At 41.1% G+C, this 25,293-nt stretch carries 24 protein-coding genes; 13 read left to right on the top strand and 11 right to left on the bottom strand.

Annotation, left to right across the window (positions count from 1 at the left end; genetic code table 11):
• Positions 1 to 23: 23 nt before the first annotated feature.
• Positions 24 to 2,156: a ferrous iron transport protein B gene (feoB, locus tag BMY70_RS10210; protein WP_090335076.1), complete on the top strand. Its 2,133-nt coding sequence runs from the start codon at positions 24 to 26 to the stop codon at positions 2,154 to 2,156.
• Positions 2,157 to 2,327: 171 nt separating this feature from the next.
• Here the strand turns inward: feoB and BMY70_RS10205 are convergent, their stop codons facing one another.
• Positions 2,328 to 3,809 (bottom strand): NAD(P)H-hydrate dehydratase, encoded by a 1,482-nt coding sequence (locus BMY70_RS10205; RefSeq protein ID WP_090335075.1) that lies wholly within the window; start codon positions 3,807 to 3,809, stop codon positions 2,328 to 2,330.
• Between the two features lie 245 nt (positions 3,810 to 4,054).
• Here BMY70_RS10205 and rplS point away from each other — a divergent pair, with 245 nt between their 5' ends.
• Together rplS and dapF are read left to right on the top strand one after the other, a co-directional pair.
• Positions 4,055 to 4,420, top strand: a complete 366-nt coding sequence (gene rplS / locus BMY70_RS10200; RefSeq protein WP_090335074.1) for a 50S ribosomal protein L19 — start codon at positions 4,055 to 4,057, stop codon at positions 4,418 to 4,420.
• Between the two features lie 167 nt (positions 4,421 to 4,587).
• Positions 4,588 to 5,367 (top strand): diaminopimelate epimerase, encoded by a 780-nt coding sequence (gene dapF / locus BMY70_RS10195; RefSeq protein ID WP_090335073.1) that lies wholly within the window; start codon positions 4,588 to 4,590, stop codon positions 5,365 to 5,367.
• A gap of 198 nt (positions 5,368 to 5,565) precedes the next feature.
• On the opposite strand, the gene BMY70_RS10190 is transcribed toward dapF, so the two are convergent.
• From BMY70_RS10190 to BMY70_RS10180, 3 genes are all read right to left on the bottom strand, one after another.
• The gene (locus BMY70_RS10190; protein WP_090335072.1) at positions 5,566 to 5,871 is read right to left on the bottom strand and encodes a rhodanese-like domain-containing protein; all 306 of its coding nucleotides are present in this window, start codon (positions 5,869 to 5,871) and stop codon (positions 5,566 to 5,568) included.
• A 19-nt stretch (positions 5,872 to 5,890) separates the two neighbouring features.
• Positions 5,891 to 7,033, bottom strand: a complete 1,143-nt coding sequence (locus tag BMY70_RS10185; protein WP_090335071.1) for a DEAD/DEAH box helicase — start codon at positions 7,031 to 7,033, stop codon at positions 5,891 to 5,893.
• Positions 7,034 to 7,529: 496 nt separating this feature from the next.
• On the bottom strand, positions 7,530 to 7,982 hold the full coding sequence (locus BMY70_RS10180; protein ID WP_090335070.1) for a cupin domain-containing protein: 453 nt from the start codon (positions 7,980 to 7,982) through the stop codon (positions 7,530 to 7,532).
• A 111-nt stretch (positions 7,983 to 8,093) separates the two neighbouring features.
• Here BMY70_RS10180 and BMY70_RS10175 point away from each other — a divergent pair, with 111 nt between their 5' ends.
• Positions 8,094 to 8,654 (top strand): DUF1697 domain-containing protein, encoded by a 561-nt coding sequence (locus tag BMY70_RS10175; protein WP_090335069.1) that lies wholly within the window; start codon positions 8,094 to 8,096, stop codon positions 8,652 to 8,654.
• 305 nt (positions 8,655 to 8,959) lie between these two features.
• The gene (locus tag BMY70_RS10170) at positions 8,960 to 9,370 is read left to right on the top strand and encodes a Dabb family protein (RefSeq protein ID WP_090335068.1); all 411 of its coding nucleotides are present in this window, start codon (positions 8,960 to 8,962) and stop codon (positions 9,368 to 9,370) included.
• A 38-nt stretch (positions 9,371 to 9,408) separates the two neighbouring features.
• On the opposite strand, the gene BMY70_RS10165 is transcribed toward BMY70_RS10170, so the two are convergent.
• A complete protein-coding gene (locus BMY70_RS10165; protein WP_090335067.1) occupies positions 9,409 to 10,260 on the bottom strand; it encodes a pirin family protein in 852 nt (283 codons plus the stop codon).
• Positions 10,261 to 10,621: 361 nt separating this feature from the next.
• Here BMY70_RS10165 and BMY70_RS10160 point away from each other — a divergent pair, with 361 nt between their 5' ends.
• On the top strand, positions 10,622 to 12,310 hold the full coding sequence (locus BMY70_RS10160) for a glycoside hydrolase family 9 protein (RefSeq protein WP_229209583.1): 1,689 nt from the start codon (positions 10,622 to 10,624) through the stop codon (positions 12,308 to 12,310).
• A 71-nt stretch (positions 12,311 to 12,381) separates the two neighbouring features.
• Here the strand turns inward: BMY70_RS10160 and BMY70_RS10155 are convergent, their stop codons facing one another.
• Positions 12,382 to 12,594 (bottom strand): hypothetical protein, encoded by a 213-nt coding sequence (locus BMY70_RS10155; RefSeq protein WP_090335066.1) that lies wholly within the window; start codon positions 12,592 to 12,594, stop codon positions 12,382 to 12,384.
• A 259-nt stretch (positions 12,595 to 12,853) separates the two neighbouring features.
• Between BMY70_RS10155 and BMY70_RS10150 the strand changes: the two genes are divergently transcribed.
• The 4 genes from BMY70_RS10150 to BMY70_RS10135 all read left to right on the top strand — a co-directional run bounded on the left by BMY70_RS10150 (position 12,854) and on the right by BMY70_RS10135 (position 15,901).
• Positions 12,854 to 14,212, top strand: a complete 1,359-nt coding sequence (locus BMY70_RS10150) for an acyl-CoA dehydrogenase family protein (RefSeq protein ID WP_090335065.1) — start codon at positions 12,854 to 12,856, stop codon at positions 14,210 to 14,212.
• Between the two features lie 74 nt (positions 14,213 to 14,286).
• Positions 14,287 to 14,673, top strand: a complete 387-nt coding sequence (locus BMY70_RS10145) for a hypothetical protein (protein WP_143072081.1) — start codon at positions 14,287 to 14,289, stop codon at positions 14,671 to 14,673.
• Between the two features lie 116 nt (positions 14,674 to 14,789).
• Entirely contained in the window at positions 14,790 to 15,449 is a 660-nt protein-coding gene (locus tag BMY70_RS10140; RefSeq protein ID WP_090335063.1) for a Rossmann-fold NAD(P)-binding domain-containing protein, read from the top strand.
• An 11-nt stretch (positions 15,450 to 15,460) separates the two neighbouring features.
• Positions 15,461 to 15,901 carry a GNAT family N-acetyltransferase gene (locus BMY70_RS10135; RefSeq protein WP_229209559.1) on the top strand — a complete coding sequence of 147 codons (441 nt, stop codon included), beginning with the start codon at positions 15,461 to 15,463 and terminating at the stop codon, positions 15,899 to 15,901.
• Between the two features lie 73 nt (positions 15,902 to 15,974).
• Here BMY70_RS10135 and BMY70_RS10130 read toward each other — a convergent pair whose 3' ends face one another.
• Positions 15,975 to 16,370, bottom strand: a complete 396-nt coding sequence (locus BMY70_RS10130) for a hypothetical protein (protein WP_090335062.1) — start codon at positions 16,368 to 16,370, stop codon at positions 15,975 to 15,977.
• 416 nt (positions 16,371 to 16,786) lie between these two features.
• On the bottom strand, positions 16,787 to 17,524 hold the full coding sequence (locus BMY70_RS10125; RefSeq protein ID WP_090335061.1) for a lysophospholipid acyltransferase family protein: 738 nt from the start codon (positions 17,522 to 17,524) through the stop codon (positions 16,787 to 16,789).
• A 141-nt stretch (positions 17,525 to 17,665) separates the two neighbouring features.
• On the opposite strand from BMY70_RS10125, the gene BMY70_RS10120 reads away from it, so the two are divergent.
• On the top strand, positions 17,666 to 18,652 hold the full coding sequence (locus BMY70_RS10120) for an acyl-ACP desaturase (RefSeq protein WP_090335060.1): 987 nt from the start codon (positions 17,666 to 17,668) through the stop codon (positions 18,650 to 18,652).
• A 65-nt stretch (positions 18,653 to 18,717) separates the two neighbouring features.
• On the opposite strand, the gene BMY70_RS10115 is transcribed toward BMY70_RS10120, so the two are convergent.
• From BMY70_RS10115 to BMY70_RS10105, 3 genes are all read right to left on the bottom strand, one after another.
• Entirely contained in the window at positions 18,718 to 19,485 is a 768-nt protein-coding gene (locus tag BMY70_RS10115) for an SGNH/GDSL hydrolase family protein (RefSeq protein ID WP_090335059.1), read from the bottom strand.
• Between the two features lie 85 nt (positions 19,486 to 19,570).
• A complete protein-coding gene (locus BMY70_RS10110; RefSeq protein ID WP_090335058.1) occupies positions 19,571 to 20,413 on the bottom strand; it encodes an endonuclease/exonuclease/phosphatase family protein in 843 nt (280 codons plus the stop codon).
• A 129-nt stretch (positions 20,414 to 20,542) separates the two neighbouring features.
• Positions 20,543 to 22,381: an alkaline phosphatase gene (locus BMY70_RS10105; protein WP_090335057.1), complete on the bottom strand. Its 1,839-nt coding sequence runs from the start codon at positions 22,379 to 22,381 to the stop codon at positions 20,543 to 20,545.
• Between the two features lie 255 nt (positions 22,382 to 22,636).
• On the opposite strand from BMY70_RS10105, the gene BMY70_RS10100 reads away from it, so the two are divergent.
• Both BMY70_RS10100 and BMY70_RS10095 read left to right on the top strand, forming a co-directional pair.
• Positions 22,637 to 23,347 carry an NUDIX hydrolase gene (locus BMY70_RS10100; protein WP_090335056.1) on the top strand — a complete coding sequence of 237 codons (711 nt, stop codon included), beginning with the start codon at positions 22,637 to 22,639 and terminating at the stop codon, positions 23,345 to 23,347.
• 241 nt (positions 23,348 to 23,588) lie between these two features.
• Positions 23,589 to 25,259 carry a ribulokinase gene (locus tag BMY70_RS10095; protein ID WP_090335055.1) on the top strand — a complete coding sequence of 557 codons (1,671 nt, stop codon included), beginning with the start codon at positions 23,589 to 23,591 and terminating at the stop codon, positions 25,257 to 25,259.
• The last annotated feature ends 34 nt before the right edge of the window (positions 25,260 to 25,293 follow it).

The following is a 25,293-nucleotide window of genomic DNA, read 5'->3' as shown; positions in this document are numbered from 1 at the left end:
TTTCGTTCTTTTTTGCTTTTACATTGAAACAAGAAAATATAAAAATTGCCCTCGTAGGAAACCCGAATGCCGGGAAATCAACTTTATTTAATGCGCTAACAGGCTTACGACAAAAAACGGGAAACTTCCCGGGTGTGACTGTTGAGAAAAAATCAGGTTCTTTCAAATTGGCCGGGGAAGATGGTAAACCGGATAGGGATGTAACCGTTGTGGATTTGCCTGGTACATACAGTGTCTATCCAAAATCTGCGGATGAAAGTGTCGTGATGGATATCCTTGCAAATCCAAAACATCCTGACTATCCTGACGCAGTAATTGTTGTTGTTGACGCTTCCAATCTTCAGAGAAATCTCCTTCTTTTTACCGAAATAAACGATCTGGGCCTGCCGACGATTCTGGCATTAAATATGCTGGATGTTGCTGCAAGTATGAAGTTGACTGTGAATGCGGTTCAACTGGCGATGCAGCTAAATGTTCCGGTCGTGAAAATTAATGCCAGAACTGGTGAGGGAGTTCCTGTTTTGCAGCAAGCAGTCAGCACATTGTTAGATAAAAAGGAAAAACCTGCCCTTAAATATTTTTATGTTCCAAAAGGGAATGAGCCCGCGCTTATCGAAGAGGTAAAGGAATTGCATCAGCTTGATAATGACTATGTTGCTTTGCAATATGTTTGTCAGCATGATAATTTTTCATTTCTGGCTCAACCTGTGAGAGCCAAACTTGATACCTTGATTGAAAAATACGAATTTGATGAAACTGGCTTTCTTGCTGACGAAACCATTGCCCGTTATAAAACGATTAGACCGATTGTTGACAAATCAGTAAAGTCGGAAGGTGCTACGGAGCAGCCGCTCTGGACGCGCAAACTGGATAAGGTTTTGCTGCACCCTTTCTGGGGGTACGTGACATTTGCAGTGATTTTAATGGTTATTTTTCAGGCAATTTTTGCCTGGGCATCTTATCCGATGGACTGGATTGATGAAAATACCGCAGCTTTGATTTCCTGGACAAAAGAAATACTTCCGGCAGGTGTTCTGAACGATCTGATTACGGATGGGATCATGACCGGAATCGGTGGGGTAATTATTTTTATTCCGCAGATTGCTATTCTTTTCGGACTTGTTTCTATACTTGAAGAATCCGGTTATATGGCAAGGGTCATGGTGATCATGGATAAGGTGATGCGGAAATTCGGACTAAACGGACGGAGTGTTGTTCCTCTTATTTCGGGTGTTGCCTGCGCAGTTCCGGCCATCATGACAACCCGAAGCATCAGCAGCCGCCACGAAAGACTTTTGACAATTTTAGTAACGCCGATCATGAGTTGTTCCGCGCGTCTTCCAATTTACAGTATCCTAATTGCGTTGATTATTCCTTCAACTAAGGTGTTGGGTATTTTTAATATGCAGGGACTGGTTCTGTTTGGACTTTACTTTCTTGGATTGGCTGGTGCATTGGTTTCTGCCTGGTTGTTATCTTTGGTCATTAAGAGAACGGAGCCGGGATATTTCATGCTTGAAATGCCGACCTATAAACTTCCACGTTGGGGCCATGTTGGTTTTATGATGTATGACAGTGTAAAATCATTCGTACTTCAAGCTGGTCAGGTTATCTTAGCAATCTCTATCATTCTTTGGGTCTTATCATCCTACGGTCCGGGTGACAGTATGCAGGCAGCAGAAGAAAAAGTGATTACTGCAATGCCTTCTGCACCGGCAGAGGAACTTGGAGCAGCAGTGGCTTCGGCTCGTCTGGAAAGTTCATACGCAGGAAGTTTCGGAAGATTTATTGAGCCTGCGATACGTCCGTTGGGTTATGACTGGAAAATTGGAATTGCTTTGCTTGCTTCCTTTGCTGCGAGAGAAGTTTTCGTAGGTACCATGGCGACAATTTACAGTATCAGTGGTGATTCCGAAGATGTACTGACTGTTAAACAGCGACTGGTTCAGGAAAAAAATGACAAGGGCGGCCCGATGTATACTCCGGCCGTTTGTTATTCTTTATTAATATTTTATGTTTTCGCGATGATGTGTATGAGTACAATCGCCGTTGTTTATCGCGAAACACATGGCTGGAAATGGCCGCTTATTCAATTAGCTTATCTGATGGTTTTGGCTTATGTTTCAGCGTTTGCGGTGTATCAGATAATGAGTTGATCTTCTGAAATTCTCTTTTTGTTCAATACTATATCACCCGTCTGATGGAGGAAAAAGCCATCAGACGGGTAGTTCGAACCGGTCCGACGGCTTTTTCTGCCGTCGGATCGGTAATAAATCAAAAATTCTTTGGTAATAGTTTGAATTTCAAAGAGCGGTAACGCACAAAAACTACCAACCCAGGTTTTCAATAATATCCGACGCGATCATTGCAGTTTTTGTTTTCCTCTCAGCCGCACGATCACCAGCTAGTCCGTGTTGATAAACTCCGAAAATGGCCGCGTCCTCAGGCGTATATTTTTGCGCCAGCAATGCAGTTAATATTCCTGTCAGGACGTCTCCACTGCCGCCCGTTGCCATCCCGGCATTTCCAGTCGAATTAAAATGGACATCTCCGTTTGTTAAAATTACAGCAGTGTAGGCACCTTTCAGGATGATAACTACATTGTGTTTTTTTGCAAAATTTCTTGCCAATTCCAGTCTTTCAAATTCATTTGCACTATCTCCTGCAAGCCTCTGGAATTCCTTCGGGTGTGGAGACAAAATCGTTTTTTCGGGTAATTTATCAATGAGGTCAGGATGTTTTGACAAAATATTTAACCCGTCTGCATCAACAATCAATGGAGTGCTTATTTGCTCTAACAGCTCATCTAAAACCCGGACCGTAAGCGGCTCCTGACCGATACCAGGCCCAATACCAATGGCTGAGTAGGAGCTCAATTCTGGGAGTTCTGTAATATTACGCTGGTTAGGATCGATGGAAAGCATCGCTTCGGGAAGTGAAATCTGCAAAATTTCGTAACCGCATTCAGGAACATGCACAGTTAGCAAGCCCGCTCCGGAACGAAGGCAGGCTCTGGATGAAAGTACTGCCGCTCCCATTTTTCCATAACGCCCTGCAAGAATGAGAGCGTGCCCAAATGTACCTTTGTGTGAAAATTTCCCCCTTTTTTTAGTAAGCGCTTCGCCCGCAGGTTTGTCTGTATAATAGTAAGGAGAAAGCGTTTCTTCAATGAACCTTTTGTCCAGCCCAATATCGACTACGTGCCAGTCGCCGGTAAATTCTGCATTTTGCGGCATCATGAAAGCAAGCTTTGGAAGCTGGAACGTAACCGTATGATCCGGTTTCACAATCGTATCGGATTTTTCATTTGGTTTATCTACATACAAACCACTTGCAATGTCAATCGAAATAATTATACCGGTTGCGCCATTAACATGCTCTATCACGTCTCCGAGCAAGCCGGCGACAGGTCGTGAGAGTCCGGAGCCTAATAAAGCATCAATAATAATCTGGTCGCTGTGCAGTTCAGGCATTGCGTGCGATTCATATATGGATTGAACCTGTAAATTTCCTGCGAGGCGTTCAAGATTTTGTTTGAAATCATCACTTTCCTTATCCGTGTATTCAATGACAAAAACGCGGACTTGAAAACCTTTGGCATGTAAAAGTCTCGCAATAGCCAATCCGTCTCCTCCATTGTTCCCTTTTCCACAAAAAATGGAAACCGATTTGCTGACGTCAAAACAGTTAATAAACCAATTTACAAACGCTTGCGAAGCTCGCTCCATCAGATCTGCTGAAGAAATAGGTTCGTTTTTTATCGTGTATGCGTCCAGTGCGCGAATCTGTCCTGCGTTTAATATTTTCATAACCGATTATTCAAATTGCGATGTCAAATTTTAAGTACGGATAACAGAGGCGTTCACTAATATTATTCCACCACATATTTTGTTACTTGTTTACAACATAAAATTATCGTAACTCTTTCAGATATTAATAATTAATCTTAGCTTTGCACTCGTTTTCGCAATAGCTGTTTTGAATGAAGGGGCGTCACCTCATCCGCTGGGAATTAGCTGCGATTATTTTAATCAATATAATATAACGCATCGTCATGAGCGAATTAATTAAACTCGTAGAAGCTACGATTGAAAATCGTACATCCGAGTATCCTGTTTTCAAAGCAGGCGACACGATCAACGTACACGTAAAGATCAGAGAAGGTAACAAAGAACGTATCCAGCAATTTCAGGGTACCGTTATGCAACGCCGTAACCTGAGCTCTAGTGGAGAAACTTTCACTGTACGTAAAATATCTAACGGAATTGCCGTAGAACGTGTTTTCCCAATTCTTTCACCATCTATCGCGAAAATCGAATTGATTCGTCGTGGTAAGGTGCGTCGTGCTCGTTTGTTCTTCTTACGTGGCCGTCAGGGTAAAGCCGCTCGTATCAAGGAGCTAAAAGTAGCGAAGGCATAAGATATTTCTTCGGACGAAATTAAAAACCCTGCAAGAGAATCTTTTCTTTGCAGGGTTTTGTTGTTTTAGTTGAAAGCGGCCGCCGCGCGGTCGAGATCAACTTCACTTTCTTACAGATTTCAGAATAACTAAAAAAGATTGCCGAAAGCCGATCGCCGACAGCCAAAATGAAAATTCCTTTTTTTAAATATCAGGGTACCGGAAATGACTTTGTGATGATTGATAATCGTACAGGTTTTTTTCCATCTTCACAGGAATTAATTGAAAAACTTTGTCACCGTCGTTTTGGTATAGGATCTGACGGACTTATTCTTCTGGAAAATGCGGAAGGCTATGATTTTCGGATGGTTTATTTCAATGCAGATGGACGCGAAGGTAGCATGTGCGGAAATGGCGGCCGCTGTGCGGTACGTTTCGCGCATGATCTTGGGCTGTTTGATACGACTACTTCGTTCATCGCCGTGGATGGACCTCATGAAGGATTTGCATCCGAGGACATCATCCGTCTGAAGATGAGTCCGGTTAATGGCGTTGAACGTCATGAGGAATATGATTTCATGAATACTGGTTCTCCTCATTATGTCACGTATGTGGACAATATCGAGGAAGCGGCGGTTGTGGAAATTGGTAAGGATGTACGCTACGGTCCGGTGTTTGGACCTATGGGTGGAACAAATGTTAACTTTATTCAGCTTTTAGGAGAAAATCATATCAGTGTCCGAACGTATGAACGTGGGGTAGAAGATGAAACATATTCCTGCGGTACCGGTGTAACGGCTTGTGTTTTATCCGCACATTTGCGTGAAGGATGGAATGGCCCGGTGAAAGTGGAAACTCTGGGAGGAACTTTACAGGTTGACTACACTGAAAAATCTGATTCCAAATTTGATGATGTCTTTTTAATCGGACCCGCAGTGCGGGTTTTTGAAGGAAGCGCTAATATTTAACAGGCTGGGAAGGATTTGCAATCGGTGTTTTCATAGTTCAGCATTTACAAAGCCAGACTATTCCATATCACAGAAAGATTTGTTGAATTTCAATTCTTGTAACAGAATGTTAGATTTCAACCTCAGCCGTTAAGCATTTTATTCTCGCGTTGCAAACACGAAACCAGAAAGGTACCAATTGCGAATTGGCACCAGCTTCTATTCAGATTCGAGAATTCCTCCGTGTAAATGAAAGATTTTCTTGTCACCCCACTCTGGAACTCTGCAGAAATCTAATGCGGCGACTTTACTTCGGACGCCGTTTGTACAAAGCACAATAATATTTTTAAAATCAGACAGCAAATTCCTCTGCTGTCTGATTTCTGCAAGGGGAATATTAATTCCACCTTCATTGAATTCTTCAAATTCCCAGGTTTCCCGGACATCAACGACAATGCAATCCGATTGCTGACGAAGCTCATTCAACTGAGAAAGGTTGATATCGGAATATGTATTTTTGTACATAAGTCAATTCAACTTAATATTATCTTCCGTTCGAATAAGGATGATCCTTAACCACCGGGATATTTTTAGCGATCAATTTATGAATATCTCTCAGATATGCTTTTTCGTCCAGGTCACAGAAAGAAAAAGCAATTCCTTTTGCTCCTGCACGGCCTGTACGACCGATACGGTGGACATACGTTTCAGGAATATTCGGGATTTCGTAGTTGATTACATGCGTAAGATCGTCAACATCAATTCCTCTCGCAGCAATATCCGTGGCAACCAAAACGCGTGTCGTCTGGCTTTTGAAATTTTTCAAAGCGTTCTGGCGAGCATTCTGTGATTTGTTACCATGAATCGCCTCCGAAGTAACGCCTGCTTTACGCAAAACTTTCACAACTTTATCCGCACCATGTTTTGTTCTGGTAAAAACAAGCGCTGTCGCAATCGAATCATCTTTCAGGATATGTAAAAGCAAACTGTTTTTGTCTGATTTATCGACAAAATAAACCGATTGTTTAATTGTATCCGCTGTTGAAGAAACAGGAGTTACTTCAACCTTGGCAGGATTGGAAAGAATTGTATCAGCCAATGTCATAATGACCGGCGGCATCGTCGCTGAGAAAAATAGAGACTGACGTTTTGCTGGCAACAGGCGTAAAATTTTCTTCACATCATGCACAAACCCCATGTCCAGCATGCGATCTGCTTCATCCAGAACAAAAATTTCCAGTTGTTTCAAATGAACAAATCCCTGGTTGATCAAATCTAAAAGGCGGCCGGGAGTTGCAATCAGCACATCCACGCCTTTACGAAGTGCATCTGTTTGTGGTTTTTGACCAACGCCACCGAAAATAACGGTATGAGTTATGTTTGTAAAACGTCCATAAGCGGAAAAACTCTCGCCGATCTGGATCGCCAATTCACGAGTTGGTGTTAAAATAAGGGCCCGTATCGGACCTTTATCGTGCCTCGTCTTTTGTTTTTCCTCTAATATTTGAAGCATAGGAATCGCAAACGCTGCGGTTTTTCCTGTGCCTGTCTGCGCACAACCCAATAAATCTCTATGCTGTAATATAATAGGAATCGCTTTTGCCTGGATCGGGGTGGGAGTGGTGTATCCTTCTTCTGTCAGAGCCTTTCTAATTGGCTCAATGAGATCTAAATCTTGAAATGTCATTTGGTTGTTTTAAGCTGCCCATGTGTATAGCTTTATGTATAAACAGAGCCGAAATAGTATTACGATACCTTTTTAGGTTCTACGGATAACAGCAATACGTTTTTTATCGTTCATTAAATTTTACTTATGACCTAACCGTTTTACAATAACTTTACATTTTGTATTCGCTATGTAATAATAATCATGTATTGTTTTCTATTATTGCTGTTGGGAGCTAATGTTACGCCTGGATTTCTAAAAAGCTTGATAGTTAATTCGTTTCTGGCCCTAACGGAGGAGGATATTACTATAACACTCAGAAAAATAACTTTCTCCTCGGATTATTGATCAACAATTACCTTAATTTCCACATTACTTCCCGGATAAATCTCGGGCTGAACGGCGGATTAGGCATGCGTTATCTCAATCGTACTAAGTCATCGTCGACAGGAATTTATGGAAACCAATTGGACGTAACGAGAGAATTTTCTTTCAGCTTCGGATTCGGATTTTAAAATCATTTTGCTGTTCCAGATTTCATTGTTCCCGGCGAGTGCCAGCTGAAAACGTGATACGTAGCACGGATCGTACCGACATTCCGGATGGAATGCATTTGATTCGAAGCCTGGAAAACTACCGAACCCGGACCAACCCTTTTCATTGTTCCGTTAACCAGAGCTTCCAGCGTGCCTTCCTTAATAATAATTATTTCTTCTTCCTGATGTTTGTGCGGCGGGTGAGAACTTTCATTCGGATTGAGCGTCGTTACGTGACATTCAAGTTCGTCCAGCGTAGCCGTCCGTGACCGGAAGAAGGTACGGACCGATCCCGTTTTTGTTTCTTTTACGGCTATATCATTCCAATCAAAAATAGAGGAATCGAGTGAGTCGATTCTGGAATTGGCAAATACAAATGTTAAAGTCAGTCCGGCTGTCACGACTGCAACGGTAATATCTCTTTTTGTCAACATCTTTTTCTCAGTATTTTAGTGGAGTATATTTAGAAGATCGATCTATGCGTATTATACTATTCTTTCAGATTTTTGAATTGAATAAAGAAATAATAAATAAGCCAGCACCAAATGAAGACTTATATAGCCATTTTAAGAGGGATAAATGTGAGCGGTCAGAAGCTGATCAAGATGACTGATCTCAAAAGGATGTTTGAATCTCTGAATTTAGAAGAGGTGAAAACCTATATCCAAAGTGGTAATATCGCGTTTAAAACAAAGGAGGAAAGTGAGGAAGTTTTGCAAAAGAAAATTCATGGAGCAATTCAAAAAACCTTTAATTTCGACGTTCCGGTGACAGTTTTGGATGAAACAGAATTGAAGAAGACGCAGCAGAATAATCCATTTATTAAGGAGGGGAAAGAGGACGAATCCCAACTTTATGTTACCTTTCTGTCGCAGGAACCGGAAAAAGGTGTGGTAGAAAAACTTAAAGAAACTGCTCAATTTTTACCTGATGAATGGATTTTGTCAGGACGCTCTGTTTATATTTTCTGTCCCGGAGGTTATGGAAAGACAAAACTGAACAATAATTTTTTTGAAAAGAAGCTTAAAGTAACTGCGACAACCAGGAACTGGAAAACAGTGAATGAGTTGGTGGCTATGGCAGGTACCAATGAAAACCAGGATTAATCACCCTTGCATTTAATTTTTATTAAATACGTGTAAAAAGTATATTGCATAAAACAAATCCTGTCATTGTCAAGAAAAGGAATTAGAACCGGCAACATTATTAAATCGCTAAAATGCTCTTTTAAAGCTCCGGAAAATTTTGATTACAAAGAAGAGCTGATCCAAAGTTTATCAGAAAAATATCTTGGGAAATGAAAGGGATCTTAATAGCATGAGCCAGATTTAGGTGTTAACGCCGGATGATTTTTTAAGATTAAAACGAGAATAATTAATTATAAAAAAAGTAATTGACCTACATCCAAATCATGGAAGATTCATCAAGACGCAAATTTTTACAAAACGCCGGATTGGCTTCACTGGTATCCATTTCTCCATTGGATGCTGCACCGGAAAGAACCAAGGAAGTTTTTATTCACCATGTTCTTTTCTATCTGAAAGATCCGAATAATGCTCAGGATGAGGCCAAGCTTTTAGAAGGGCTGAAAAAATTAGCGAAAGTTCCACAAATAAAATATGTGAACATCGGAAAACCTGCTCCAACAGATCGCTCTGTAATCGTGAAAGATTATACTTTTTCCTGGATGTGTTTTTTCGATAATATCATTGAGGAAGAGTTATATCAGACACATCCGATTCATGACGAATTCAGGAATAATTACGCTCACCTTTGGGAAAAGGTTGTTATTTATGACTCCGTTGGTCCAAAAAAGGTTTAGCATAAAGAGAATCGGCAGGTTTATTCCTGCCGATTTTTTTACTCTTCGATCAAAATTCCCATTTTACCCATTCGGTAATCCCGGTAAGCTTCCATGATCTCAATTTCCTTGCTTACCACGAAAGGGCCTTTTGCAATAATGGTCTCATCAATAGGCTCACCGCTCATAAATAATGCTTTTGTATTTTCCAGAATTTCAAGCTGTATACCATCTCCGTTGTTATCAAAAACAATCATATTTTGAGAATCAACCTGCTGGCCTGCAATTTTTACTTTTCCTGATAACACATATAAAAAAGCATTGTGTTTTACTGAAAAAGGAATAAAAACACTTCCTCCTTTATCCGCCCATATCATCGCCGAATTTATGTCTGTCAATGTTGGAACCGGGCCTTTTTTTCCTAATAAATCACCGCTCACAACTGATAATTTCACTTTTTGGTCATCACTTAAAACCTGAGGTGTGTTTTCGGCAGTTAGTGGGAAATAAGTTGGCTGATCCATTTTGTTTTTTGCAGGAGAATTGATCCACATTTGAATAATTTCCTGACGACCACTTTCCGCTGGTCGCTCGCTATGGATTATACCCATACCTGCATGCATCCACTGCACACCGCCCGTAAACACAGTACCTTTGTTGCCACGACTATCCTGATGATAAACCCCGCCTTCGAAGACAAAAGTCACAGGTGCAAAACCTCTGTGAGGATGTGGGGCAACACCGGAATGTTTCAAATTGAAATCTTCCGAAATCTCATTTTCTGCATGGTGCAATAATATAAAAGGATCTAAATAATCTACCTGGCTGGATGGGAGAGGCTGTTTTGCAACGATTTCACCCATATCTTGTACCTCCGCAAAAACGACTTTCAAAATTCCCCTGCTTTTCATAGTTTGTTTGTTTAGCATTAAAGTCAATTTATTGAGTATGGTTTATCGCATCCCTACTTTATTTCGTGGCGGGCTATTAACATTTGCTCAGTCTAAAATTGACATTACAAAGATCGCGAATTTTACTATATAATCGTAAGTAGTATACAATAGTATAGTACTATACTATTGGTAAGTAACACTTGAAATCCAGTAATTTATTACAACTCAAACCATATCATCATTGGGAAAATCGTTAAATATTTCAATTGCCATTTTATTATTGGCTAACTTATCTGCTCTGAGTAGTATTGCTCGCGGCGCTGCCGATACTAAAACAGAACTCCCTGATTCGTTACGTGTTTGGGAGAATGAAAAGCAAATCGCTCAGCCAACGAACGATATTCGATTGAATCAGGTTGGATTTTACCCGGTTGCTCAGAAAAAAGCTATTGTTGTGGGAGAAAAAGGTGCGGAATTTTTTTTACGCGATCTGAAAACCAAAAAAGTTATTTTTAAAGGTAAGCTTGGCCCTGTTCTCAAAAGTCCATACTCGGGAAAGAAGAGTCGTGTAGCTGATTTTTCCTCTGTCCAGAAAGTTGGAAAATATGTCCTGGAAGTATCATCGCTGGGTGTTTCGTATCCTTTCGAAATAAAGAATGAAATACATAAAAGTGTTGCCACTGCTGCAATCCGGGGATTTTATTATCAGAGAGCATCTGTTGCTTTGCCCGAAAAGTTTGCAGGGAAATGGGCACGTGCGGCTGGACATCCTGACGATAAAATCCTTATTCATCCTTCCGCTGCTTCGCCTGAACGTCCTGCGGGAACAGTGATGAGCTCACCCCGTGGCTGGTATGACGCCGGTGACTATAACAAATACATTGTCAATTCAGGAATAACGATGGGCACACTACTTTCGGTGTATGAAGATTTTCCTGTTTATTTTAAAAACTTGAAAACAAATATTCCTGAAAGTCAGAACGCCATTCCAGATTTGCTGGATGAAGTTTTATGGAATCTTCGCTGGATGCTTACCATGCAGGACCCAGCTGACGGAGGTGTTTACCACAAACTGACCAATCCCCGCTTTGACGGCATGATTATGCCGGATGCGTGTAAAAATCCTCGCTATGCAGTTCAAAAAAATACGATCGCGACGCTGGATTTTGTAGCCGTAATGGCCCAGGCAAGCCGTGTGTTTAAAGTATATGAAAAACAATTACCGGGATTATCCGATTCGTGTCAGATTGCTGCAACAAGAGGATGGGGCTGGGTCCAGAAAAATCCTGCCGTTCTATACAATCAAAATGAAATGAACACAAAATTTGATCCGGACGTCGTTACTGGTGGATATGAAGATAAAGATGGAAGCGATGAACTGATTTGGGCGGCTGCTGAAATGTATATCACGACTAAAGACGAAAATTATCTGAAAAATATTTCCTTTGAAACCGATAAGCCGATGCCGCTTCCTTCTTGGAGCCAGGTTAAGGCACTTGCTTATTACACAATCATCCGACATGAAAAACAGCTGGGGCCTGTCGATCAGCAATATTTGAGATCGATCAAGAATACTGTGCTTAATTTTTCAGATGACTTATTAAAAAATCTTGATAACCAACCTTATCAGACAGTGATGGGAAAAGTGGCGAAAGATTTTGCCTGGGGGAGCAGTGCAGTGGCTGCCAACCAGGGAATCGCTTTGATTCAGGCGTATAAACTGACAAAAGACAAAAATTATCTCAATGCTGCTTTAAGTAATCTGGATTATATTCTGGGCCGAAACGCGACAGGGTATTCGTTTTTGACGGGCTTTGGATCAAAACAGGTCATGCATCCGCACCACCGACCGTCGATTGCAGATGGAATTGTTGAGCCGGTTCCGGGACTTTTATCAGGAGGCCCTAATCCGGGTCAACAGGATAAATGCGAAGGATATCCGAATAAGTTCGCCGATGAGTCTTTTGTCGACGCGGATTGTTCCTATGCTTCCAACGAAATCGCCATAAACTGGAATGCGCCATTTGTATATCTTGCTGCTGCAATCGAAGCACTTTCTTACAAATAAAAGATATTGTAAATAAAAAATGACGCTCCATAGGGGCGTCATTTTCTGGTTATATGGTCGAATTATAGTTGTTATTTCTTCGTGCTTTTTACGGGGACGTTCGGGTCCGTCTCGTTATAACCTCTCTGGTCGGTCATGTTCTCCGACTCAGATTCGTCGATTGCTTCCTTCTTTATCTCCTTTGAAGGTTTTTGGCTATCATCCTCCTGTAAAATCTCGTCCCCTGGGCCGGATCTTGATGGCGAGCCACCTTCAACATTTTTATTTTTGTCTTCCTTGTTCATGACTTTGTCAGTTTTTATTAATGCGTTTCAAATCTTGTACCGGCTGTTTTTTAATGAAAATCAGGGTAGAAATCAACCCCGGTGTTCATAAAATTCTACATATTGACACAAGCCAGGATCGTTCAGAATCTATAAGAAATGGAAGCATCCTGATTTCGTCAGCGTTAGCTGCAAAGGATTTCTTCTAAAATTAAGGAATAGATTTATTGCCGTTCCTACTTCTTTAGGAATATCATTCAACAATCTTAAATCCATTCAGATGAGTTTCTTTGAATCTTTTTCTCAAATACGCGGAATTTTAAAAAGTATAGATTTAAATGCGGTTAGTAAATTGTCCAAAAGAGTTGACCTGAATAAATTGATGGCAACTGTCTCTAAAATGGACGATGCCGATCTCGCTAAAATGGTGAGGATGATGCAGGCCGGAGCTGCAAAAAAGAAAGAGCATCCTCCCGTCAATGGAGACTTTTATGAGCTTGATAAAACACTTACGGAAGAAGACCGGGAAATTCAGTTGAAAGTAAGGGAATTCATGAATAACGAGATTCGCCCTATTGCGAATGAATATTGGAACAAGGCACATTTTCCGATGCATATCATTCCGTTAATGGCAAAGTTGAATATTTGCGGGTTGACGTATCAGGGGTATGGATGTGCAGGAAAGTCAGCTTTGCTGGAAGGATTTATTGCTATGGAAATGGCGCGTGTCGATTCGTCTATTTCAACGTTTTTTGGCGTTCATAGTGGCCTTGCGATGGGTTCGATATATTTGTGTGGTTCAGAAGAACAGAAAGCATACTGGCTTCCTATTATGCAGCGCATGGAAATTATCGGCGCTTTCGGTTTAACTGAACCGGAAGTGGGCTCAGGTGCTGCCGGCGGCTTGACCACGACTTGCAAAAAGGTTGGTGACGAATGGGTTTTGAATGGTCAGAAAAAATGGATAGGTAACGCCACGTTCTCGGATATAACAATTATCTGGGCAAGAAATCTGGACGATAATCAGGTGAAAGGATTCATTGTTAAAAAGGACAATCCGGGTTTTGAAGCAAAAAAGATGGAGGACAAGATGGCTTTGAGAACCGTTCAGAATGCTCTTATTACGCTGACAGATTGTAAAGTGCCGGAAATGGACAGGCTTCAAAACGCCAATTCTTTTAAAGACACTGCCAATGTTTTAAGGATGACCAGAGCGGGCGTTGCCTGGCAGGCCGTTGGTTGTGGACGCGGCGCTTATGAACTTGCGCTGAAATATACCATGGAAAGAAAACAGTTTGGCCGTCCGATTGCGGGATTTCAATTGGTGCAGGATCTGCTGGTGACCATGCTGGGCGATCTGACGGCAATGCAAACGATGGTATATCGTCTGTCGCAATTGCAGGATAGTGAGCAACTTGCAGATGAACACGCTTCACTTGCCAAAGTTTTTTGCACGCTGCGTATGCGTTCAATAGTGGATCATGCCCGTGAGCTTTTTGGAGGAAATGGTATTTTGCTGGAATATGATATTGCCCGGTTCGTTGCGGACGCAGAGGCAATTTATTCTTATGAGGGAACCAAGGAAATTAATTCACTGATCGTGGGACGAGCTATCACAGGGGAAAGTGCTTTTGTATAATTTCTCCCACCGAGCTTATTACAACGTTTTTAAATTTATGTGTGTCATAGCTGTAATTCTAAATGAATAAATCTATGAGAGCTACTGCTATTGTTCTACTACTGGTTTTTGTTTTTTCTTGTAAAAAGGATGAAATAGAGAGAAATAAATCTGGCGCAATAAAGGCGACTGTCTGCGGAGTAAATTATCCGGTTCAGGAATTGCCATGGCTCCGTAAATTGATCCAAGAGGCAAAGGATCGAAAGGAAGATAATATTCTGACCGTCAAGCTTGTTGAAGTAAATGGCAATCCTATATTTAATTATTATACTAGTTATATGTCCTGCATTGGATGTATCAGTTACGGGTGCGATGGGAGCCGAATAGATATCAGTAAATTATCCGCTACGGAAACTCAGGAATACAATAATAAAATTATAAGCGGATCGGGGAAGGTCACTGTTCTTTGGCCCGAAAAATAAAATAGCTAAGTTTTAAATATGCAGTTAAAAATGTACGCGTTTTACGTATACATTTTTTGATATACTTGTCAACTTGACGGTATACTTTTTAAATTGCATTTTTTAAACGTTATGCTATGACTAACCCACGATATAAAACTGCATTATTGATAGGAGCTACCGGACTTGTCGGTAAACAAGTACTTCAAAATTTATTAAACTCAGAAGACTATGGTGAAGTAAAAATTCTGACCAGGCGAGATACCGGAATACAACACCAGAAACTAAATGAGATTTTCTTCAACTTCGATAATCCCGATGCGTCACTTGTTAAGGCGGATGATATTTTTTGCTGTCTGGGAACGACTATAAAGAAAGCCCGATCAGAAGAATCTTTCAAAAAAGTAGATTTTCTCTATCCTCTGCAAATTGGCCGGCTTGGCAAATTGAACGGTTCCACAAAATATCTGCTTGTCTCTTCCATGGGCGCTGATGCAAAATCCATGATTTTCTATAATCGGGTGAAAGGGGAAATTGAAAGAGAACTTACAGACCTTCATTTTGAAACATTACATATTTTAAGACCATCACTGCTATTAGGAGATCGCGGCGAAACCCGTACGGGGGAAAAAATTGGCGAGATATTATCGAAAATTTTGAATCCTGTTATGATTGGCCCATTAAAAAAATATGCAGCGATCGAATCATCCAAGGTTGCAAATGGAATGGTAAGATTAGCTCAGTTACCGGACAAAGGTACATTTATTCACGATTCGGCGGAGTTACAGCAATACTAATCAACTGATCTATGATTTCTTCTAAACTTCATATTCGAACGGCAACAGACAAGGATGAAGAAATTATTTACAATATGATCTGCCATCTTGAAAATAAAATTTTAAGCCGGGAGTCGTTTAATTTTGTTTTTCGTCATAACCTTGCGCAGCCACATATTTGTTACCTAATTGCCGAGTTTGACCAGGAACCGGTTGGGATGGGTAGTTGTCACGTTCAGCCGTTGCTGCATCACGTTTGTATGGTCGCGGAAATCCAGGAAATGTTTGTGAAGGAGGAGTATCGTTCAAAAGAGATCGGTAAGGCATTAGTCGAAGCCTTGGTTTTTTTTGCCAAAAGTAAATCTGCTTTACAGATCGAGGTAACTTCAAATAATGTTCGTGAAAATGCCCACCGATTTTATCAAAAAGAAGGTTTTAAAAAATCCCATGTGAAGCTGGTGCGATATTTCTGAATAAAAAAAGCATTTCCCAAAACCGGGAAATGCTTTTTCGAATTACCTAAACCTTCAACTGCTCTTCAATTTTTTAGTATCTGCCTCTTGGGCTTCTTGCCCAATTGTCGCCTCCACGTCTGTGACTCATCTGACGTGTTTCTGCCATTAATCTCTCCAGATCGTTGGTTAATTTTCTGGCTTCTTTTGGAGACAAACGCCCGTGAGAACTATATCTTCTTTCACGATCGGCAATGCGGTCGTATTCGTTCATCAGGATGGCTGCCTCGCGTGAATTCAAAGTTCCCCGCTGAATGCCCGCTGCGATTTGCTGACGTGCTTCTCTCTGCAAAGAATTTACCCCGAAATCACGCTGTTCACGCGGGCTATTGCGGTATACGTCACCCCGGCCCCGGTCGTAGCCGTATTGAGCTGATGCGTTAGTAAAACCAAATGCTAAAATTGCGGCTACAAAAAGTATCTTTTTCATGGTAGTAATTTTTAAAGTTCGTCGGTTAGAGGCACATTTTTAAGATAGGTTTAAAGCGCACTTGTTAATGATTGTTAAGGCAATAAATAAAGATAAAGTTGAATTTTTTGGTGTTTTCCAACTGCTTTATTATCAGGGTAATGCACAGTGGTGTTGTTCGGAATTATAACGGTAGCAGTGGTTGATCTGGCGAGATACTTTCGCTGTTGGGAGAAGAACAATATTTAAAGTAATAACACCTGTTACGGGTTTTCGGATATTGTTTCGTTCGGTTTTTCCATAATTATTCCATCACTTCGGGATTTGGTATCCGAAATGCAGAATAGTATATAAGAATTGTGCGAAAGCAATTAGCAGCAATTCACAACCCGGCAAAGGTTTAAGTACGTAGTTAGTTTAAATTTAAGGCAAGAGTTCTACCCTAATTTCAATTCTGCCCGGATCGCTTCCTGGGCCTCAATCAAAATCTCCTCTACTTTTCTTCCGGCAGGTTCGATAGCCGGCAATGCTGTCCATGACAATTTAGAAAAAGACTTCAATGGAAAAATTCCTTTTGGATTAAATGCCCCGGTTCCAGCGACGGCAATTGGAATAATAAGCGAATTGGGAGCTTTTTTTAGCAAAGTTGCCACACCACCTGCAACAAACGGCTTCATTATACCGCTGGCCGTACGCGTTCCTTCCGGAAATATAATGGCAGCACCAGTTGTTTCTTTTATCAGATTTCCTAAACGTAAAATTTCACTGACTGCCTGTTTTCCATCTTTTCGATTGATTAACGCCGCGCCGCTTTTTCGAAGGTTATAGGAGATGCTCGGAATTCCTTTTGCAAGTTCTATTTTCGAAACAAACAGAGGATGACGTTTTCTCAAAAACCAGATCAGCGCCGGGATGTCGAAAGTGCTTTGGTGATTGGCTACAAAAATAATTGGGCGATCGTCGGGGATAACTGTTCGATTTTTCAGGGAAACTGTTGAGCCGGTAAAATACAAACCATAGGTCAGAAAAAAATTAAGATAATCAACTACTTTTTCATGTGCTTTCTTCCCGAAAATATTGAGCGCTATAACCTGTAACGCATGAAAAATCAATAACGTAAGCCCGAAATGGATAAGGTAAATAATGCTCAGGAGGTAGTCTATAATTTTTTTCATTCCCTTTTTTACACAAAAATAATCCAAATGTACACCGATTGTGAAAATTTGTAAAGCATGAAATGAGATTTGTCATGTATAACTTACATTAAATTCACGTACTTTGTGAAAGTATAATATGAGTTTAAAATTGAATCAACAATGGAAACCGAACTTTCAGCAGCACGACTAGAAGTCATGCAACATGTAGGAAAGGACCTCGATGCCCTGATGGCAGAATATCTGAAACCGATTGATCAAAATTGGCAGCCAACTGATTTTTTGCCGGACGCCAGTAATGAAAACTTTTTCAGCGAAGTGAAATTATTGCAGGAAAGTTGCAGGGATTTACCGTACGATTATATAGCAGTTTTGATCGGAGATACGATCACCGAAGAGGCACTTCCTACCTACGAATCGTGGTTAATGGACGTGATTGGCGTAGATCAGGTGGATAATCCTTCCGGATGGTCGAAATGGGTGAGGGCCTGGACAGCAGAGGAAAACCGTCACGGAGATTTACTGAACAAGTATTTATATCTATCGGGCCGCGTGAACATGCGTGCGATGGAAGTGTCAACACAATATTTAATCGCCGATGGTTTCGACATTGGAACAGACCGCGATCCATACCGTAACTTTATTTATACTTCGTTCCAGGAATTAGCCACGAACGTATCTCACCGCCGTACAGCCACACTTTCTAAGCAGTTTGGTAATCCGCATCTTTCGAAAATCTGCGGTGTGATCGCTTCCGATGAGATGCGTCATGCAAAAGCTTACAAAGCATTTGTAAGCCGTATTTTGGCAGTCGATCCTTCTGAACTGATATTGGCACTGGAGGATATGATGAAGAAAAAAATTGTAATGCCAGCTCATTTCCTTCGTGAAACAGGCGTGAAAATGGGAGATACATTCTCACATTTCTCGGATGCTGCCCAGCGTCTTGGAGTTTATACAACGATGGACTATATTGAAATCCTTGAATCTTTGCTTGCAGAATGGGAAATCGGAACTGTAAGAGATCTTAATTCAGGTGCAGAAAAGGCACGTGATTATTTGATGGCTTTGCCTGCACGTTTACGCCGCATTGCAGATCGCACACGTATTCCCGAATTGCAATACGAATTCAGCTGGATAAGCAGATAAAATACATAGAAAATATGAAAAGCAGAAAACCGGACAAAATGCCCGGTTTTCTGCTTTTAGATAATTCATTTTATGAATTTTATATTTCTATGCACTTCTTTTATCCAGACTCTTGCCATTAATTCATGTCCGGCTGGCATAGGATGAATGCCGTCCCAGATCCAGTAATCCGCCGGGGCTTTTGTCAAAGCGTGATCAAATTCCGCCTGAAAATCAATTTCTATGGCGCTGAATTCTTTTGCCAGTTTTCGAACAATTTCCTGTCTTGGTTTTAGTTCGTTCTGATAAATTTCCAGCTTGTCTTTTACTCGTCCGACAGGTAGTATAAACGGAATTCCCAGGACGATCTGAATTTCCGGTAATTCTTTCTTTGTCCGTTCCAAAAGCGCGCGATAGTCTGATTCAAATTGTTTTAGCGTCTGTTCTTTATTGCCTTTCACAGCGGCTTCTGTATCGTTGATACCTGCCAGAATATTAATCAGATCCGGTTTCAGATCGATTGTATCTGCCTGCCATCGTGCTGCAAGATCAGTGATTTTATTTCCGCTAACTCCACGGTTGAAGAATTGAAATTTCCTTTCAGGATCATCAAACCAAAGTCGGCTGGCTATCAGGTAAGCAAAGCCGTGGCCCATCACATGGTTCCAATCTGTATTTCTCGTCCTGTTTCCATCTGTTATGGAATCGCCCTGGAATAAAATGGTGTAACCGGTCGCCTCTTTTTCAGGAAACTTTTGTCGCTGCGAAAATTCTGCTGATGAAATCGTTGGAGCTACTATCGCCGCGGCACTTCCCAAAAAGGCCTTCCTCAAAAATTCTCTTCGTAATGACATGAAAAATCCTTGTAGTGATTGAGATTTACTTCAATAACCACAAGGATTTTCTAGGTCATTCTACTGGTCAGGCCTTTAAATTCTGTTAATTAATGATCGCTTTGATTACCACAGGTTGGTGGTCCGATGGATAACGCTGCTCTTTTGCATCAGTAAGGACCCCGTATTTCAAAACTCTGATGGGTTTGCTCACAAAAATATAATCGATTCTCTTGTCCATTGGAGCATCAAATTCAAAACTGTTGAACGTTCCTTCCGGACCATATTTCGGTTGTTCTGTCACTTCGTGAGAATCGCTCAAAAGTGTCTGGATCGCTTTAATCTGTTCAGTTTCCGGTGTGGAGTTAAAATCACCCGTTAAAATTGTCGGTGAATTTCCGGCGATTTCCTTTATCTTTTTAACCATAAGAGTCCCTGACTGGCGACGTGCTTCTACGCCCTGATGGTCAAAGTGAACGTTAAAGAAATAAAATTCTTTTTTTGTGTTAAAATCCTGGAATTTAGCCCATGAACAAATTCTGTTACAGCAGGTGGCATCCCAGCCCTTGCCAGGTTTATCAGGAGTTTCGCTCAGCCAGAAGTCACCATTTTTTAATACTTTGAAACGATCTTTTTTATAAAAAATAGCTGAATGTTCTCCGCCTTCTTTTCCGTCATCACGACCTTTGCCAAGGAAAGCAAATTCTTTTAGTTCTTCGACGTCATGCAGCTGATTGATCAATACTTCCTGTGTCCCGAAGATATCAAATTCGTGGAACCGTATCAGGCCTTTAACCATTTCCTTACGGTTAGGCCATGCATTAATACCATCACCTTTATTGTCATAGCGCAGGTTGTAAGATGCAATATTAATAGTTTCAGGTTTTTTCTGCGCATAAACAGCCGTTGTAATTACCAGAGCCAGCAGAATTAAAAATACGTTTTTCATTAGTAAGAATTTAGTAGTAAAAAATTGGTAAAAGTATGGATACGAAGTAAAGAGGTAAAATTAACAGGTCTTTACTCTGATCCGGTTTGCTCTTTGAATGGACGAAATTTTCCTGATTGATTTTGTATATTATTTCTTGCTGTATTTCCTGAAGATCGTAAGCATCTTATTGAAGATTTCAGTGTTTTCATAAATACCACGGAAATCTATTGCATGAGGGCCATATGCAAAAACAGGAACCATTACGGCGGTATGATCATTCGTACTAAAACTTCCGTCTACATAACCCTTTTTCAAATCACCGTCCAGCAATGTTAAACCGCCTGTTTCGTGGTCGGCCGTGACAATAACCAGGGTTTCGCCATTAGTATCGGCAAACCGTAAAGCTTCGCCGATAAGCTGATCGAAATCGAGCATTTCTGTTACCACATATGGGATTTTATTGGCGTGTCCACCGTAGTCGATCTGCGCTCCCTCTGCCATTATAAAAAAGCCTTTTCCTGATTTAGAAAGAGTTTGCTGTGTTTTTGCAAATGATTCAGTGAGAGAATTTCCTCTTCCTTTCAACATGGAAACCGTCTTTGAATCATCTAAAAGTACAAATGGTGCTTTTAAAGAAGTCAGATCTTGCCATTGATTGGAAACCTGAAATCCTTTGGTACGAAGTGAGTCTGAAACTTTATTTTTGTTGAAAACGCCTGCACCGCCTCCGATCATAATGTCGACAGTTGATTTTAAAAAATCAAGTGCGATGGTACTGTCCATACTGCGTTCCGGTTGATGAGCATAAAAAGCAGCGGGTGTGGCATCCGTGATATTACCGGCAGAAATTAAACCTGTCTTGATCCCCAATGGTTTGATTATATCCGGAAGATTTTTCAATGGAATATTATTGGTATCGACACCAATTGCCCTGTTTCGGGCTTTTTGTCCGGTTGCCATCGCAGTTGCGCCAGCAGCAGAATCGGTAATGTAGCTATCAGCCGCATTGGTTTTGGAAAAACCAATATTTAAAAATTGGGAAAGGTTAAGTTCTCCGCGATTAGCTGTAAGGCCTGAATATATCTGAGCCAGACCCATTCCATCACCTATCAATAAAATGATATTTTTAACCCTGGATGCTTTGTCATTATTCTTGTAAGATGGTTTGTAAATAGGGTGTGCCTGTGATGCGGTATACTCAGCGTTAGCCCGGTTTCTAAGGTATGGTCCCAGTTCTTCGACTTTGTCTGTATTCAAATAATCTAAACCCATATTCATCAGCATCTTCCATGCGTTTACTTCGTCAGGTGTGGCCCAAAACCGGATTTTTTTTCCTTGCCCGTGAACCTGCCTGATTACGGCTTCAAGAGCCTCTTTTTCTTTTTTGACCAGAATTCCCTTGCCGTTCCATTTTGTATAATTTGTAAATGACTGACTGATTAAGCCGATACGTTCCAGCTCCGCTTTGGTATATTGAATGTCCGGGCGGCCATCAAAAAATATATAATCAGGGTATTGACTGAACTGTGCTGGTGGCGGCGTATCACCGCTCAAAACAATTTTAACCGGCCCTTCTGGAGCAAGTATTGAAGCATAGGGCTGCAGCTCTTTAACAAGCGCCGGAATTGTTACGCTCCCAGGCGTTTTCAGATCGACCAGCAATTGCAATCCCAACTTTTTGTCGGGATAGATACTCCCGTTATTTTTCTTGATCAGTGCTAAGATCGGTTTCAGATAGAGATTGGAAAATGTATTTTCTGACGTAATATATTTCTGATCATGAGCGACAAAAAGGCTGTCATTCCTCAAAAAAATATCTGCTTCGATTGACCCGAATTGTTGATGATAAGCGCGTAGAAAAGGAATATTTTGTTCGTAATCGTTATGCGAATGTGCTTGTGCAGTGGTATAACGAAGAGGTGCCTGGGCAAAAATTGCTGTCTTGAAAAACAGAATAAAGAAAAAAGTGTAAATAATAGATTTCATAATTAGCGTCAGAATACGGACGAACGAGATAAAATTCAATACTTGTTAAAGGCAGTACAACCTGAAAAGAAAACTTTGGCAAAAATCACTCTAAAAATGTTCTTATATTTTACTTAAATGTTAAGTCAGTCCGGGATTTTACGCCTTTCAATAACTTTCCGTTAACAAAACTTAATTTTTTTACTGAATTTCGTAACTCTGATAATTCGTGTTTAATTTGCCCGGACGTTTTCCGCTTCACAAGTTTTGTATTTTATGTATACTTATCCTCTCTCTTCCAGAATTCTGCTTGCTATCGATTGTATCATATTTGGCTTTGACGGGAAAGATATCAAGTTGCTTCTCATCAAAAGAAATTTTGAACCTGAGAAAGGAAACTGGTCTTTGATGGGCGGTTTCCTGAAAGAAGAAGAAGACCTGGAAGCAGGTGCCGGGAGAATCCTTCACGATCTTACCGGTCTCACAAATATTTACGTTGAGCAGCTGGAAGTTTTTGGTAAAATCAATCGCGATCCGGCAGAAAGAACAGTTTCCGTTGTGTTTTTTGCATTAATTCAAATTGATGAACATGATGCCGAAGCTGTAAAAAGTCATAATGCCTCCTGGATCAGCCTGGATAAACGCCCGCAACTTATTTTTGATCATAATCAGATGGTTGACCGGGCGATTGAACATCTGCGTTATAAAGCCGCACTGCATCCGATCGGTTTTGAACTCTTACCGGAAAATTTCACCATTCCACAGCTTCAGAAACTTTACGAAGCAATTTATAACACACCGCTTGACCGTCGTAATTTCAGCAGAAAGCTGCTTTCAACAGGTCTTTTGATCGACACAGGATTCAAGAATAACAACTCGGCTACGAAGAAAGCAACTTTGTATAGGCTTGACACAATCCGATATAAAGAAAAATTTCACGCGTTCTGGAATTTTATGCCAGATGCGATGAAGACGCCGCAGTCCTGATCTTCTGAAAACGTCATTTCAAAACTGTTAAAATTTCCAGTTTAAAAATAAAAATATTAATTGTGTCAATTTTACACCATAAATAAAATATATTATATTTACAGGCCGATTATTTATAGAAATGAAAATGCTTGTGAGAAGAAAATCCGGTGAAGCAACTTTTATCTTGTCAATAATATTCATAATCAGTTGATTGAATTTTGTATCATAACTAACCTTATTTCGTGTTCCGCAGCGTGATATGAAGAATAAATATGTAATTGGAATAGATTATGGAACCGACTCTGTAAGAGCTTTGGTCGTCAATGCTCACACTGGAGAAACTGCCGGAACTTCGGTTTTCGAATATCCCCGGTGGAAAGCGGGAAAGTATTGCGACCCGGCGGTTTCACGTTTCAGGCAACATCCCCTGGATTATCTGGAAGGTTTAGAGTCATCTGTTGCCGGTGCGTTGAAAAACGTAGATGCCGAAGTCAGGCAAAATATTACGGGAATTTCAATTGATACGACGGGTTCTACACCGGTTGCTGTGAACAGAAATGGAACACCATTGGCTTTACTTACCGAATTTGCTGAAAATCCTAATGGTATGTTTATCCTCTGGAAAGATCATACAGCCAATGCGGAAGCAGAGGAGATCAATGAGCTTGCGCACAGTCTGGAAACGGATTACACAAAATACGTGGGCGGTATTTACTCTTCGGAATGGTTTTGGTCAAAAATATTAAAGACACTGCGAATTGATGAAAAGGTTCGGGAAAAAGCTTTTTCCTGGGTCGAACATTGTGACTGGATTTCTGCTGAATTGACTGGAAATACTGATCCCTTAACGATGCGCAGATCACGCTGTGCCGCCGGCCACAAAGCATTATGGCATAGTGAATACGGTGGGTTGCCTCCAGAGGCATTTTTTGCCACGCTTGATCCGCTTTTGACGGGACTGCGTGAGAGGTTGTTCAGTGAAACTGAAACTTCGGATAAACCAATGGGGACAATTTCTTCTCTCTGGGCAGAAAAACTGGGCATTCCTTCTGACGTAGTGATTGGCGTCGGCGCATTCGATTGTCATATGGGTGCTGTGGGTGCTTTGATTGAGCCATACTCACTCTGCAAAGTGATCGGAACTTCTACCTGCGATATGCTTGTAGCGCCAAATGAAGAAATCGGACATTTGCTGATCAACGGAATTTGTGGTCAGGTGGATGGATCTATCGTTCCGGGGATGCTTGGGATGGAAGCTGGACAATCCGGTTTTGGCGATATTTACGCCTGGTTTGCAAAATTGATAACCACGCCTGTTTCTGATCTTTTAGGGGAAGAAACGGCAAGGCAGCTTTCAGATAAACTTCTTCCGCATTTGGCCAAACAAGCCAGCCTTTTACCTGTCACGGAAAATGATATCATAGCGATCGACTGGTGGAACGGAAGGAGAACGCCGGACGCCAACCATACTTTAAAAGGAGCAATTCTGGGCTTAAATCTGGCTAGTGACAGTGCGCATGTTTTCAAAGCACTTGTAGAGGCAACTGCTTTCGGTTCAAGAAATATAGCCGATCGTTTCAGGAGCGAAGGTGTTCCGATCAATGAAGTGATTGCGATCGGCGGCGTTGCGAAAAAATCGACTTTCGTTATGCAGACGCTCTCTGACGTATTGAATATGCCTATTAAAGTAGCATCGTCAGATCAGGCCTGTGCGCTGGGTGCGGCAATGTTTGCGGCGGTAGCGTCAGGCGTGCATCCCACATTGCAGGATGCACAGAAAGCAATGAGTTCCGGCTTTGATGCTGAATATCACCCGAGACCGGAGGTTGTGGAAGTCTATGAAAAATTATATCAAAAATATCTCAGGGCCGGCGACTTTGTTGAGCATGAAACGAAGGCACGAAAAGTTATGGACTTGAAAACAGCCTAATGAAAGCTCATTCCCATTCTAAATATTTATCAGT

It is taken from the genome of Dyadobacter koreensis, from assembly GCF_900108855.1.
GTDB classification, from domain to species: domain Bacteria; phylum Bacteroidota; class Bacteroidia; order Cytophagales; family Spirosomataceae; genus Dyadobacter; species Dyadobacter koreensis.
The sequence above is the reverse complement of the archived record's forward strand: the minus strand, read 5'-3'. Positions and strand labels throughout refer to the sequence as shown.

What these genes read in the sequence shown, in the direction of transcription:
- BMY70_RS10185 (WP_090335071.1), bottom strand. Translation starts at nt 7,033, where the DNA reads ATGACATTTCAAGATTTAGATCTCATTGAGCCAATTAGAAAGGCTCTG.
- BMY70_RS10130 (WP_090335062.1), bottom strand. Translation starts at nt 16,370, where the DNA reads ATGAAAAAGATACTTTTTGTAGCCGCAATTTTAGCATTTGGTTTTACT.
- dapF (WP_090335073.1), top strand. Translation starts at nt 4,588, where the DNA reads ATGAAAATTCCTTTTTTTAAATATCAGGGTACCGGAAATGACTTTGTG.
- BMY70_RS10175 (WP_090335069.1), top strand. Translation starts at nt 8,094, where the DNA reads ATGAAGACTTATATAGCCATTTTAAGAGGGATAAATGTGAGCGGTCAG.
- BMY70_RS10155 (WP_090335066.1), bottom strand. Translation starts at nt 12,594, where the DNA reads ATGAACAAGGAAGACAAAAATAAAAATGTTGAAGGTGGCTCGCCATCA.
- BMY70_RS10125 (WP_090335061.1), bottom strand. Translation starts at nt 17,524, where the DNA reads ATGAAAAAAATTATAGACTACCTCCTGAGCATTATTTACCTTATCCAT.
- BMY70_RS10150 (WP_090335065.1), top strand. Translation starts at nt 12,854, where the DNA reads ATGAGTTTCTTTGAATCTTTTTCTCAAATACGCGGAATTTTAAAAAGT.
- BMY70_RS10145 (WP_143072081.1), top strand. Translation starts at nt 14,287, where the DNA reads ATGAGAGCTACTGCTATTGTTCTACTACTGGTTTTTGTTTTTTCTTGT.
- BMY70_RS10095 (WP_090335055.1), top strand. Translation starts at nt 23,589, where the DNA reads ATGAAGAATAAATATGTAATTGGAATAGATTATGGAACCGACTCTGTA.
- BMY70_RS10105 (WP_090335057.1), bottom strand. Translation starts at nt 22,381, where the DNA reads ATGAAATCTATTATTTACACTTTTTTCTTTATTCTGTTTTTCAAGACA.
- BMY70_RS10140 (WP_090335063.1), top strand. Translation starts at nt 14,790, where the DNA reads ATGACTAACCCACGATATAAAACTGCATTATTGATAGGAGCTACCGGA.
- BMY70_RS10120 (WP_090335060.1), top strand. Translation starts at nt 17,666, where the DNA reads ATGGAAACCGAACTTTCAGCAGCACGACTAGAAGTCATGCAACATGTA.
- BMY70_RS10110 (WP_090335058.1), bottom strand. Translation starts at nt 20,413, where the DNA reads ATGAAAAACGTATTTTTAATTCTGCTGGCTCTGGTAATTACAACGGCT.
- BMY70_RS10115 (WP_090335059.1), bottom strand. Translation starts at nt 19,485, where the DNA reads ATGTCATTACGAAGAGAATTTTTGAGGAAGGCCTTTTTGGGAAGTGCC.
- BMY70_RS10170 (WP_090335068.1), top strand. Translation starts at nt 8,960, where the DNA reads ATGGAAGATTCATCAAGACGCAAATTTTTACAAAACGCCGGATTGGCT.
- BMY70_RS10180 (WP_090335070.1), bottom strand. Translation starts at nt 7,982, where the DNA reads ATGTTGACAAAAAGAGATATTACCGTTGCAGTCGTGACAGCCGGACTG.
- BMY70_RS10205 (WP_090335075.1), bottom strand. Translation starts at nt 3,809, where the DNA reads ATGAAAATATTAAACGCAGGACAGATTCGCGCACTGGACGCATACACG.
- BMY70_RS10135 (WP_229209559.1), top strand. Translation starts at nt 15,461, where the DNA reads ATGATTTCTTCTAAACTTCATATTCGAACGGCAACAGACAAGGATGAA.
- BMY70_RS10100 (WP_090335056.1), top strand. Translation starts at nt 22,637, where the DNA reads ATGTATACTTATCCTCTCTCTTCCAGAATTCTGCTTGCTATCGATTGT.
- rplS (WP_090335074.1), top strand. Translation starts at nt 4,055, where the DNA reads ATGAGCGAATTAATTAAACTCGTAGAAGCTACGATTGAAAATCGTACA.
- BMY70_RS10165 (WP_090335067.1), bottom strand. Translation starts at nt 10,260, where the DNA reads ATGAAAAGCAGGGGAATTTTGAAAGTCGTTTTTGCGGAGGTACAAGAT.
- BMY70_RS10190 (WP_090335072.1), bottom strand. Translation starts at nt 5,871, where the DNA reads ATGTACAAAAATACATATTCCGATATCAACCTTTCTCAGTTGAATGAG.